General features: G+C 34.9%; 11 protein-coding genes. 4 read left to right on the top strand and 7 right to left on the bottom strand.

The genetic code is table 11. The features are described from left to right. The first annotated feature begins 17 nt into the window (after positions 1-17). Positions 18-398, top strand: a complete 381-nt coding sequence (locus GMA17_RS04030) for a Rid family detoxifying hydrolase (RefSeq protein ID WP_248399373.1) — start codon at positions 18-20, stop codon at positions 396-398. A gap of 5 nt (positions 399-403) precedes the next feature. Here GMA17_RS04030 and GMA17_RS04025 read toward each other — a convergent pair whose 3' ends face one another. Together GMA17_RS04025 and GMA17_RS04020 are read right to left on the bottom strand one after the other, a co-directional pair. Continuing rightward, complete coding sequence (locus tag GMA17_RS04025; protein WP_248399370.1) at positions 404-625, bottom strand: hypothetical protein; 222 nt, start codon at positions 623-625, stop codon at positions 404-406. A 118-nt stretch (positions 626-743) separates the two neighbouring features. Then, positions 744-1,325, bottom strand: coding sequence for a transporter (locus GMA17_RS04020; protein ID WP_248399368.1), 582 nt, complete (start codon positions 1,323-1,325; stop codon positions 744-746). 183 nt (positions 1,326-1,508) lie between these two features. On the opposite strand from GMA17_RS04020, the gene GMA17_RS04015 reads away from it, so the two are divergent. After that, positions 1,509-2,549: a GMP reductase gene (locus tag GMA17_RS04015; RefSeq protein WP_248399366.1), complete on the top strand. Its 1,041-nt coding sequence runs from the start codon at positions 1,509-1,511 to the stop codon at positions 2,547-2,549. Between the two features lie 39 nt (positions 2,550-2,588). Here the strand turns inward: GMA17_RS04015 and GMA17_RS04010 are convergent, their stop codons facing one another. The 5 genes from GMA17_RS04010 to GMA17_RS03990 form a co-directional block, all read right to left on the bottom strand. Next, on the bottom strand, positions 2,589-2,951 hold the full coding sequence (locus tag GMA17_RS04010) for a methylglyoxal synthase (RefSeq protein WP_248399364.1): 363 nt from the start codon (positions 2,949-2,951) through the stop codon (positions 2,589-2,591). Then, on the bottom strand, positions 2,951-3,814 hold the full coding sequence (locus GMA17_RS04005; protein ID WP_248399362.1) for an N-acetylglucosamine kinase: 864 nt from the start codon (positions 3,812-3,814) through the stop codon (positions 2,951-2,953). The genes GMA17_RS04010 and GMA17_RS04005 overlap by 1 nt, the downstream gene beginning before the upstream one ends. 73 nt (positions 3,815-3,887) lie before the next feature. Further along, entirely contained in the window at positions 3,888-4,889 is a 1,002-nt protein-coding gene (gene gap / locus GMA17_RS04000; RefSeq protein WP_248399360.1) for a type I glyceraldehyde-3-phosphate dehydrogenase, read from the bottom strand. Between the two features lie 30 nt (positions 4,890-4,919). Beyond that, positions 4,920-5,906, bottom strand: a complete 987-nt coding sequence (gene pfkA / locus GMA17_RS03995; protein WP_248399358.1) for a 6-phosphofructokinase — start codon at positions 5,904-5,906, stop codon at positions 4,920-4,922. Between the two features lie 68 nt (positions 5,907-5,974). Continuing rightward, on the bottom strand, positions 5,975-10,378 hold the full coding sequence (locus tag GMA17_RS03990) for a translocation/assembly module TamB domain-containing protein (protein ID WP_248399356.1): 4,404 nt from the start codon (positions 10,376-10,378) through the stop codon (positions 5,975-5,977). Between the two features lie 106 nt (positions 10,379-10,484). Here GMA17_RS03990 and tsaD point away from each other — a divergent pair, with 106 nt between their 5' ends. Continuing rightward, positions 10,485-11,507: a tRNA (adenosine(37)-N6)-threonylcarbamoyltransferase complex transferase subunit TsaD gene (tsaD, locus tag GMA17_RS03985; protein WP_248399355.1), complete on the top strand. Its 1,023-nt coding sequence runs from the start codon at positions 10,485-10,487 to the stop codon at positions 11,505-11,507. A gap of 95 nt (positions 11,508-11,602) precedes the next feature. Next, positions 11,603-12,223 carry a peptidylprolyl isomerase gene (locus GMA17_RS03980; RefSeq protein ID WP_248399354.1) on the top strand — a complete coding sequence of 207 codons (621 nt, stop codon included), beginning with the start codon at positions 11,603-11,605 and terminating at the stop codon, positions 12,221-12,223. The last annotated feature ends 2 nt before the right edge of the window (positions 12,224-12,225 follow it).

Raw genomic sequence — 12,225 nt, 5'->3', positions numbered from 1 at the left:
ACTAATATACTTTTACGATGAAAACAATTATCAACACGAAACACGCTCCTGCTCCAATTGGACCTTATAACCAAGCCGTTTTAGTAGGAAATATGCTTTATACCTCTGGACAAATTGCTATTAATCCCGTAACAAACGAATTAGTTTTGGATACTATAGAACTGGAAACAGAACAGGTTATGCAAAACATGAAGGCTGTTTTAGAAGCTGCTGACATGACTTTTGAAAACGTTATTAAATCAACCATATTTATAAGTGATATGGGTAATTTCTCAAAAATCAATGCGGTTTATGCAACATATTTTAATTCAGATACAGCACCAGCCCGTGAAACCGTAGAAGTTGCCAATTTACCAAAATATGTAAATGTGGAAATTAGTATGATGGCTGTCAAATAGCAATCTTAAAAAGCCATAGACCAGGCAAAACCCAACGTATTACTGTCCGAACCAATATCTTGAAAAGTAACCGAGCGTAAATAAGACAACTTTACAGCTTGTGCTTTTGTAATTGGTGCTCCAAACGATATGGCTCCTAAAAAATCGCCACGTGCATCATTTTGTGATACACCATCAATTATTGCGGAACCACCACTTCCTAATCCAGCACTTGCAGAAACCCACATCCTATTTTTAAATCGGTGAATTAAATGCGATTGCACGGCATATAGTGGATTTTGTTTCTTTTCTTGATGATTAAAAAACAGGTTGTTCGCCGTGAAAATAAAGACGGAAGTTGTTAGTTCATAAGACCACGCCCCCCCAATTATGAACCATTCCTATTTGCGGTCTAATAATAAAACGATTATTACCCAAATTAATTAAGCGATCCTCCGCATACTGCCCCAAAGGAAAATTAACGGCTAATGACACACCTAACATGGTATTTACTGGGTTGGCTTTTATATATTCCATCATTTCAACCCTATTCATGGCATTGGGTCCAATTAAATTTAAAGAAACACGAATTCTAGGATCCGCAAACCCTTGTCTGTTAAGCGTTTTAGGTTCTCCAGAAATTTTACCTTCCCATTTTCCAAAAACATAAGGAATTGTAACATCCACACGCGCTAATTTGTTCCCAATTTTAAAAGGCTGTACATAAGAAACGGCAATAATGTCCATATTTTGTTTTACATCTTCAGTTTGCAAAACCGGATCAAAATAAATATCACTGTTAGCAAAGGCATAACCTGCACCAATAACATGCGTTCCTAATGGCAAAGGCGTCCAACGACGTGGCTCTATATCCTGTGAAAAAACATAAGAATTTAAACCCATTAACCACAGAATAATCCAAAAATTTCTAAATGTATTTTTACTCATAAAATTATTAGATTTATCAAAAGATCATTTGTTTATAATTACTTTGTTTTAAAGCAACACAAATTAAAAATTTATAAATTAGAATTCTATCAAACACCTTAAAATAATACATAGAATTTCAGCCACATGAAGTTTTACTAATTTGGAACATGTATATTTGAATAATTCTTATTACAAATTAATATGCGTATAGAACACGATATAAAATTAGGTTTTAAAGACGTGATGATTCGTCCAAAACGATCGACCTTAAAAAGCAGAAAGGACGTGAGTTTAGTGCGTGAATTCACCTTTTTACACAGCAAGAAAACATGGACAGGGATTCCCATTATGGCTGCCAATATGGACACTGTTGGAACCTTTGACATGGCCAAAGCATTATATAAACACTCCTTATTTACTACCATCCATAAACATTATACGGTAGAAGAATGGAAAAACTTTATAAATACGGCGCCAAAAGGAATTGAAAATTATATTGCGGTTAGTACAGGAACGGGAGGTGAAGACTCTAAAAAGTTAAAAGACATCCTAAATGCTTGTCCACACCTCAATTTCATATGTATTGATGTTGCCAATGGTTATTCGGAACATTTTACCAATTTTGTTAGAAAAACGCGAAAAGCACACCCTGACAAAGTTATTATAGCCGGAAATGTGGTTACTGGTGAAATGGTAGAAGAATTATTATTGTCTGGAGCCGATATTATTAAGGTTGGAATTGGTCCAGGATCTGTTTGTACCACACGCGTTAAAACGGGCGTTGGCTATCCGCAATTATCCGCTATCATAGAATGTGCGGATGCTGCCCACGGACTTGGTGGACAAATAATAAGTGATGGTGGTTGTACGACACCGGGTGATGTTGCCAAAGCCTTTGGTGCTGGTGCAGATTTTGTTATGCTTGGAGGCATGTTAGCTGGGCATGATGAAAGTGGTGGTGAGTTAATAGAACGTGATGGCGAAAACTATAAACAATTTTATGGTATGAGTTCTGAAACCGCTATGGATAAACACGTTGGTGGTGTTGCTGAATACCGTGCTAGTGAAGGTAAAACGGTTGAAGTTCCGTATAGAGGCTCGGTAGAAACAACGGTATTTGATATTTTAGGTGGCTTACGAAGTACGTGCACCTATGTTGGCGCACAACGCCTAAAAGAGCTTACCAAACGAACAACCTTTATTCGTGTGGCAGAACAAGAAAATCAAGTTTATACCAAGTAAGTTTGCTGAAAAACAAACGCTGTTTTAAGGATAAATAATTTACAATCCCTTAATTAAAAGCAAGGCAGTTGCCGGATTGGTTGCCAATGGTACATCATGCACATCGCACAAACGCATCAGCATTAACACATCAGGTTCATGTGGGTGTTTTGCTAATGGATCTCTGAAAAAAAGTACCATCTTGCACAATCCTTCGGCTACACGTCCGGCTATTTGCGCATCACCGCCTAAAGGTCCTGATAGTAATTTTTTCACTTTAAATCCTGCGCTTTCCACCTTATTTCCGGTTGTTCCTGTAGACACTAAAGTGATGTGATCTTGATGAAAAAACGCCTTATGTTCATTTAAAAACTGAACCATTTCCGCCTTTTTTCCATCGTGTGCTATAATTGCTATTTCCATTATTCGTTTTTATTGGTGTGATAATTAACCAAACCATCAATTGGTCGTTTTACTATGTTGCCCACTTTGTAATGATATTCTTCGGCTATTTCTAAAATTTCATCTTTTGAAAAATACGAGATAGAACCGGCAAAATGAACAGGAACGGTTTTAATTTCTTCTTTAAACTGAAGAATCATATTTTCAGAGAAAAGTCGCAAACCTTTTTTTATCAAATTTTTAATATACACGTTTTCCTTATGTAAAAACATAAATTCAGCAAAACTGGCTAAATAGGCATTCGGATTGGGTTGCTTATATAGGTTGTGTTTAATAAAATCTGTATCCATATTATAGGTCTCGGCAAAAGCAGTCCGGAGGGTTTCTGGCATATGATAAAAATAATAATCCCGAATTAACTGTTTGCCATAGTAATTCCCAGAAGCATCATCCATTAGCGAATATCCCAACGAGTTAACGCGTTGATGCACATGGCTTCCATCAAAATAACTACAGTTAGAACCTGTTCCTAAAATACAAACTACAGCTGCCTCATTTGGTTTATTAACGGTGGCTCGAATGGCTGCATAGGTATCTTCCTTCACTTCGATTAAAGCATTTGTAAAGATAGATGCCAAAACCTGTTTTAAAAGTAATCGTGGCTTTTCAGTTCCGCAACCGGCTCCATAAAAATAGACATGAGAAACATTTAATTTATGTTTATTTAAATCTGGTTGCTCATTGATTATTTTATAAAGTTCTTCCGCTTGTAAAATGGCTGGGTTTAAACCTTTGGTTTTTATTTTTTCTAATAAATGATTGCCATTTTTATCAACGGAAAGCCAATCACATTTTGTAGAACCACTATCAACAATTACTATCATATTTCTAAAAATAAAAAATTCGCAGTCTACAATTTAAAATTATAAAACTGCGAATTCAAATGTAGTATTATATTTATAAACTGTTAATATGCTCGGCTAATTCTACTAATTTATAAGAATAAGCATACTCATTATCATACCAAGCTACTAATTTGAAGAATCGAGAATTCAATTCAATAGCTGAATCGGCATCAAAAACACAGGTGCGATCTTCACTAACAAAATCTTGTGAAACCACAGCATCTTCGGTATAACCTACAATTCCTTTTAAAGAACCTTCAGCAGCTTCCTTAAATACTTTTTTAATGGCTTCTAAAGAGGTTTCTTTTTTAGTTCTCACTGTTAAATCAACAACAGATACATTAGCTGTAGGCACACGAAATGCCATACCTGTTAATTTCCCATCTAATTCTGGAATAACTTTACCAACGGCTTTAGCGGCTCCAGTGGTTGTTGGGATAATATTATTTAAAGCAGAACGCCCTAAACGGTAATTTTTGGCGCTTGGACTATCTACGGTATGTTGCGAGGACGTTGTAGCATGAACCGTTGTCATTAAACCCTCTTCAATACCAAAATTATCATTCATAATTTTAGCCATTGGTGCCAAACAATTTGTTGTACAAGAGGCATTTGAAACTATGGTGTCCGTTGCTTTAGCATCTAAATGATTAACACCCATTACAAACATAGGTGCATCTTTACTTGGTGCAGAGATTACCACTTTTTTGGCGCCCGCATCAATATGAGCTTGAGCCGACTCAATAGTTTTAAAAATCCCAGTACAATCAGCAATAACAGCTGCTTCTACGGCATCCCATTTTAAATTTTTCGGGTCACGCTCTGCTGTTACACGCACCGTTTTTCCATTAACAACTAAATGGCCATTTTCCACTTCAACCGTTCCATCAAAACGACCATGAACGGAATCATACTTTAATAAATAGGCTAAATGGTTAACATCAAGCAAATCATTAATTGCTACTACCTCAACATCTGGCCTTTCCATTGTTGCTCTAAATACAATACGACCAACACGTCCAAATCCGTTTATTCCTAATTTTAATTTTGCCATAATTTTGCTATTTTTTTATTACTATTATTGTTACGTGGTCATAATATCGGACACGCGTAATAATTCTTTATTTATTTCTGTTTTGCCTTTAACGGCTTTTTCTAATGGTGTTAATGTAATTTTATTATCTAAAATACCAACCATAAAATTTGTTTTCCCTTCTAATAAGGTTTCCACTGCCTTCACACCCATTCTACTGGCTAAAACACGATCAAAACAGGATGGTGATCCACCACGTTGCATATGCCCTAATACCGAAACACGCACTTCGTATTCTTCCATGTTTTCTTCAACGTAATCTTTCAATTCAAAAACATTTTTTCCAATTTTATCGCCTTCCGCTACCACAACAATACTAGATGATTTACCAGACTTTTTACTGCGTCTTAAGGATTCTAAAAGTCTATCCAACCCTAAATCTTCTTCAGGGATTAATATTTCTTCAGCTCCTGCTCCAACACCTGCATTTAAGGCAATGTGACCAACATCGCGACCCATAACCTCCACAAAAAACAATCGTTTGTGTGAACTTGCTGTGTCTCGTATTTTATCAATTACCTCAACAACCGTATTTAAAGCGGTATCAAAACCCAACGTAAAGTTGGTGCCAAAAATATCATTATCTATAGTTCCTGGGATACCAATAATAGGGAAATTAAAGGCTTTATTAAAAACTAAACCTCCCGTAAAACTACCATCACCTCCAATAATAACTAAAGCATCTATACCTGCATTAACAAGGTTGTCATGCGCTTTCTGCTGACCTGCATCTGTTCTAAATTCTTTAGATCTAGCCGACTTTAGCATGGTGCCTCCTTTATTGATAATGTGGTTTACACTACGTGCTGAAAGGGATTTAAAATCGCCTTCAATCAATCCTTCGAAACCGCGATAAATACCAATACATTCTATTTCATGGTATGCACAGGTTCTAACAACGGAACGAATGGCGGCATTCATGCCTGGCGAATCACCACCAGAGGTTAAAACACCTATTTTTTTAATATTTTTTGACATGATTTTATACTTGATTATGTAAATCTACTAAAGAAAAACTATAAATAACATGCTATTTGTCACTGTTTTTAATTCTTTTCTTCCTCATCCTTAAAGCCGATGTAACCCGGTAGGTTTTTATTATTTTCTTCAGCTTGCTCTGCTTCTTTGGCTTTTTCTTCTTCGTATTCGTGTTTGCCTTTAAAAATAATTTGAATTAGCTCTCTAAACGTGTCAAAATCCACATTCCATGCTATACCAACACCTTGTGTATAGCCAATTTCTTCACCAAAATTCCGGATACTATTTTCACGATTGAAAACTTTAGCTGTTAGGGTTCCTTCGTCATTTAATAAAAAGTCAATTTGAACATCTCCAGCAATAACCGTTTCACTTACACCTCCAACAGGCACACCAACTTTACCATTAATTAAAATGCGGTCGCTTATATTGGTTTGAAGGGTCACCCCTAAACGATCATCGGTTTGATAGTCGGGTGTATTTTCGCCAGCTTCGTAATTTAAACCTATGTTCACTTTATTATCACTAGTTGAAAAGAAACCGTTAATAATACCATTTAAACGTTCGGTAATAGTTCCGGTTATATTTATATCGTTTAATCGGTTTGAGAAGGCGCCGGTTGCTAATAAATAGAGCGCTTGATTATCTCGGTCTTCTTTGGAATCGAGTCGGTAATTTAATTCTGATTTCACCGTAGAACTCACGTTTGGAAATTCGAATTCAAATTCAATGTCGGGCTTTTCTAAAGGTCCACTTAACATGGTTAACACGTGAACAGGTATACTCCTATTAATAGGATTATCCAACAAAGGTGATGGATTTGCTTGCGTTTTATAAATAGCGCTTATTTCAATTTGCGCTGAAAATGGATCGCCTTCCCAAGCCAAAGTTCCACCGGGTTCTACAATAAATTTCTTTTGAACAATGCCACCATACATAAAGTTATAAACACCATCAAAAACCGAAAAATCACCATAAATATTAAATTTACCATTGGTGTTAATATCAATTAGCAAGCCACCAACACCACTTCCTTTTATGGTACTTCCAGACACTTTATCAATTACTATTTCTATTTCGGCATCTTGCGTTATATCCAATTCAAAATCTAATTCTAATCCCGAAATATTCTGTGTTCGCACCTCCTGACCCAATGACTTGGCAAGTTTTTCTTCAGGTGTTAAAAAGTGAATAAAGGAATTATCACCAAAAGTGGCAGAGTCCGTTAAAGGAATAACAAAGGTTGTTCCTGGCTTGGTTTCACCAATAACGCTAATCACCAAATTATTAGCTGGACCTTTTATGCTGGCAATACCACCAATAAATCCTGTTCCGTAATACGGTGCATCTTCAGTTTCTTCTTGGGTATCTAAAACCAATAAGCGTTGTGTATTAACATCTAAATCCAAACTCCAATCGCCAAAATTAACATAATTAATGGAACCATCTAAAATGCCTTTGGAGTTATATTTAGTATCTGTTATTCGGATATTATTAAACACAAAACTTTGATTATCTAGCGTTACCGATGATTTATTTGCAAATTCAAAATCCACATTTAAATACGGAACCGTTAACCCGGAGTTGTTTAATACCAAATCGCCATTTAATTGCGGTTTTTTCAAACTTCCTTCTACTCTTGCAACACCCGTAACGTCTCCTCTAATATTTGTTAAAATACCAGACAAGAATGGGTTTAATGGTGATAGGTTGAAATTATTAAAGTTTAAATCGACATCTATGGTTGAAACATTTGATGCCACATCAATAATACCAATAGCTGAAAAGGATTCATTGGCATCATCCTTAATTTTGGCGTATACTGAATAGTTTGTAAGCGATTCATTACCGCGAATCTGCGCATCAAAAGAACCTAGGACAAGCTTATTAATTTCCAAATCATCCACGGTAATATTGGCGTCTGGTAGGTAGAGTCCGTTTTGCTGAAAAACATCCAACTTACCATTTACGTTTCCGCGTAAATCCAAACTATCTATGGATGGTGTTATTTTAGCCAAATCAACATCCTTAAAATTTAGTTTAATATCCTTATAGGTAGAGTCTCGTAATTCTCCAAAAAGCTTTATCTGCTCACTATTATGACTCATTAAAAATGAATCTATTTTTACGTTTTTAAAGTTATTGTCAAAAACGAGCCGGTTATTCCGGTTTCTATTTTCATTTAAAATCCATTTATTCCCCTTAAAAGTGATATCTGATTTACTAAAACCAACAACGGATTTATTTTCTTTATTAATGGTATGGTAAAAACTTAAATTATAGATATCGTTATTGTTTTTACCGCCATTAAATTCCGACCTAATAAACAATGTGTCCTTTAGGGTTACGTTAATTAAGTTGAATTTAGAAATATTATAAAAATTGGTATTGATACTATCTACTTCTACATAGGTATTAAAAAGTGGGTTTTTATTATCTACTTGTAAAGAAATTTGATCTGCAAAATAATCAAACAGCTTAATTTTAGGTGATTTAAAGGTTAATTTAAATTCATCCTCTTGACTTTCCACATGGCCACGAATGTAGGTGTTGGATCCTAGCTCGATATCGGGAACAAATACTTCAACTATTTTATTATAGATATTAAAATTAAAATCAATGTATTGATTTTCTACTACTTTATGCGGTTTATAGTTCGCGTAAATGCTTCCTACGGCATTTTCAAAAAGCTTTCCAATATCTTCAAATAGGAAAACACCACTTAACTGTCCCGTAATAATATCTGGAGAATTTACATTAATATAATGCACCTCTTCTTGGAAGGTTGATGTTATTTGAAAATCTTCAAAGAAATAAGAATCATGCTCATTGATATACGATGTATTCCTAAATTGAATGTTACCTACGGCATTATTTACAGTTGTACCTGAAGCCTTCATAACCACCACACCTTTAAACGTTGATAGGCTATCATTTTTCACAAAATTCATGGCTTTTAAGTTGGCATAGCTTACATCTGCTTCAAAATCAAACTCACTTATTTCCTTTGAAAAATCGGCTAACCCATTAAATGTTAGTTTTAAATTTTCATCATTGGAAATGAGTTTTCCATCATAAATATTATTTCCTAGCACACCTGATACTTCCAAGTTGTTATATTCATAACCGTTATATACAACCGCATACACATCACCCAAAAGTTTGGTGTCTAAGCCTTCTAAAGTAAAACCTTTACCATTTACATTCAGGTTTAATGAGGTTTTTCCCCAATTCGGGTTTTCCATGAATTCCCCAATTTCAAAATCTTTAAACACTATTTTCCCTTTATACGTGGCATTGTCCACATCATTAAAGGTTTTCATTTCTAAATTAGAATCTATAAAGCCCAAATCCGTTTGAATTTGAAGATTCGCCTTTATTTCAGATGTAGTAATTTCAGATTGCCCAACAATAGTAAAACGGCCTAACCTATCAAAAGCTGAAGGAATAGAATTCCCTAAAACATTTGGCAAAAGCGCCTTTAAATCCTTGTAATTGGATGATAGATTGGTAAATTTTCCATTCATATAAAAATTATCCGTTTCTTTATTAAACAGATTCTTAAAATATAAATCACCATAAACACGACTATTACTACTCGTGTTCAATTTTAAGTTATTTAGTTTTAAATCATTTAGTGTTCCCGTAACGTTTGTCGTAAAAGTGGCATGTTGGTTAATACCAAACTCATCATAAAAAGTATTCAACTCATTTAAGGCAATATCCGCTTCTGTAAAATTGGCATTCACTTGAACTTTATCTGTAAAAAACTGTAAATCTTCTCTATTGTACGAAAATTTCACATCGCCTTTTAAAATAGAATTCTCCGTTTTAATATCTAAATTATCTAAACGTATTTGTTCTTTGGTATACGAAAAATTGGTGACTAAATTTTTCATTTTAAGACCACGACTATCATCAAATGCCAAAGTATTAATCCGCATACTAACATTTGGACCATTAATTAATAAATTAGTTGCATTGGTAAAAACGTTAGTAAATTCAAGAATTTTAGGCGTTTCATTATTTTCATTCGTCATTCTAAAAATACCATCTCTAATGGTAACATCACTCGAGGACATTAAAAATGTACTTTCGCTAACCTCCTGGTTATCTTCATCAAAACGTGCCACAAACACATCTAAATTGGTATCGGTTTCGCCCTTATAGGTCACCAAATTAAAAATAACACCTTCCAAATCTATATCACCAAAAACCAATTTACCGTTGTATAAATTTTTAAAACTTAAAATAGAGGTATTTAAATTGGTGGCGCTAATTAGGGTGTCTTTTTTAAAATCGCGAATTAGCACGCCTTTCAGTTCCACATCACCAGTGATTTGCAAACCGATGCGTTCAATATTTATATTGGTTTTGAAATCTGAATTTATTCTGTTCGTAACATGCTTGGCAATGCCAGTTTGAACGGCAGGAATGGACAATAGTAGTACCAAAATAATAAATAGTAGCAATAAGGTTGCTACTAATCGTCCGAGTATTTTGAAAAATTTTTTGATACGTTTATAAAGTTATAACTTTGACATCAAAATTAACAATTATTATGCCCAATTATTAGAAATGGCTACAGAAAATATTTACATATTAGGAATTGAGTCATCCTGCGATGATACTGCGGCTTCCGTACTGTTAAACGGTCGTGTTTTGAGTAATGTTGTAGCAAGTCAAAAAATACATGAAGAATATGGTGGTGTGGTTCCTGAATTGGCTTCTAGAGCACATCAAAAAAACATTGTTCCCGTGGTTGCTCAAGCACTTAAAAAAGCAGGCATTACTAAAAACGAGTTACATGCCGTGGCCTTTACTAGAGGGCCTGGATTAATGGGCTCTTTATTAGTAGGCACCTCCTTTGCCAAGTCTTTGGCTTTTGGTCTGGATATTCCATTAATTGACGTTAACCATATGCAAGCACATATTTTGGCGCATTTTATTGAAGAAGCCGATTATACAAAGCCACCCTTCCCTTTTTTGGCCATGACTATATCAGGTGGCCACACTCAAATAGTTAAAGTTTCCAGCTATTTTGATTTAAAAGTAATAGGTGAAACAATTGATGATGCTGTTGGTGAAGCCTTTGATAAGAGCGGAAAAATTCTTGGCCTTGGGTATCCCGCAGGTCCAGAAATTGATAAACGGGCTAAATTAGGAAACCCGAAGGCGTTTAAATTTACCAAACCAAACGTGGACGGTTTAAACTTTAGTTTTTCGGGATTAAAAACGGGAATTCTATATTTCGTTCAGCGAGAAACCAAAGCAAACCCCAATTTTGTTAAAGAAAATCTGAATGATATCTGCGCCTCTATCCAATATACTATTATCGGTATATTAATAGATAAGCTTAAATTAGCCACCAAGCAAACAGGTATTAAACATATTGCTATTGGTGGCGGTGTTTCCGCTAATTCAGGTATTCGTCAAGCTTTAAAAGATGGTGAGCAAAAATTTGGATGGACCACCTATGTGCCAAAATTTGAATACACCACAGATAATGCTGCCATGATTGCTATTGTTGGATATTTAAAGTATTTGGAAGGTTATTTTAGTGAGCAAGACGTAACAGCCTCTTCTAGATTGAAAATTTAATAGCCAATTGTTAAAACATCTGTTAATAATGTTTTGGCAATTCGTTCATTGAAGCCTTATTTTTTGTTTTTTTGTTTACTAAACAATCCCAAATTATGAAAACACTACTAATTTTTTTAATTGGTTTCTGTGCAGTCCTACATGCACAGGAAGCCGTAACACCTACTTTTGAAACAATTACCAATGCTGACGAAGCCCAATTGTTTTTAGATTCCAACCCAAGCAAAAGCAACACGTTTATTGTTTTTAATGAGGAGAACCATAAAACCGAATTAGCGCGAAACCTATTTAGCTCGGGCCAAGCCACAGTTGATGGTCAAATGGAACGAACCCGTTATAAAGTTGTAGATCGTTTTACAACCACGCATTATCGGGCGAATTATATTTTTATTGATGGCAACAAAATAGATGCCGAAGCGGCAGAAAGCCTAATTAAAACCATTTCCAAAAAATACAAAGATGGTGTGCCATTTAGTAAATTGGCGCAACAATATTCTATGGATAGAAATGCGAATAGAAATGGTGATACAGGCTGGTTTGCTCCTGGTAAAATGCATCCGGAATTAGAACGCGTCATTATTAATGTTCCTATTAGCAAACGCGATTTGTTTTCATTTGAACTCAAAGATAAATCCTGGTATTATTTGGTGTTGAATTCCTACCAGCCAAAAGAAATCAAGGAAATTAAAGTGCTAAAAATAGTCGAAAAAAAATAATC

The sequence above is a fragment of the Bizionia sp. M204 genome (genome assembly GCF_023205095.1).
Lineage (GTDB): Bacteria > Bacteroidota > Bacteroidia > Flavobacteriales > Flavobacteriaceae > Algorimicrobium > Algorimicrobium hallyeonense.
The sequence above is the reverse complement of the archived record's forward strand: the minus strand, read 5'-3'. Positions and strand labels throughout refer to the sequence as shown.

Excerpts from the sequence above, each read along its gene's own strand:
- GMA17_RS04005 (WP_248399362.1), bottom strand. The coding sequence starts at position 3,814 with ATGATAGTAATTGTTGATAGTGGTTCTACAAAATGTGATTGGCTTTCC.
- GMA17_RS04030 (WP_248399373.1), top strand. The coding sequence starts at position 18 with ATGAAAACAATTATCAACACGAAACACGCTCCTGCTCCAATTGGACCT.
- pfkA (WP_248399358.1), bottom strand. The coding sequence starts at position 5,906 with ATGTCAAAAAATATTAAAAAAATAGGTGTTTTAACCTCTGGTGGTGAT.
- gap (WP_248399360.1), bottom strand. The coding sequence starts at position 4,889 with ATGGCAAAATTAAAATTAGGAATAAACGGATTTGGACGTGTTGGTCGT.
- GMA17_RS04015 (WP_248399366.1), top strand. The coding sequence starts at position 1,509 with ATGCGTATAGAACACGATATAAAATTAGGTTTTAAAGACGTGATGATT.
- tsaD (WP_248399355.1), top strand. The coding sequence starts at position 10,485 with ATGGCTACAGAAAATATTTACATATTAGGAATTGAGTCATCCTGCGAT.
- GMA17_RS04010 (WP_248399364.1), bottom strand. The coding sequence starts at position 2,951 with ATGGAAATAGCAATTATAGCACACGATGGAAAAAAGGCGGAAATGGTT.
- GMA17_RS04020 (WP_248399368.1), bottom strand. The coding sequence starts at position 1,325 with ATGAGTAAAAATACATTTAGAAATTTTTGGATTATTCTGTGGTTAATG.
- GMA17_RS03980 (WP_248399354.1), top strand. The coding sequence starts at position 11,603 with ATGAAAACACTACTAATTTTTTTAATTGGTTTCTGTGCAGTCCTACAT.
- GMA17_RS04025 (WP_248399370.1), bottom strand. The coding sequence starts at position 625 with ATGTGGGTTTCTGCAAGTGCTGGATTAGGAAGTGGTGGTTCCGCAATA.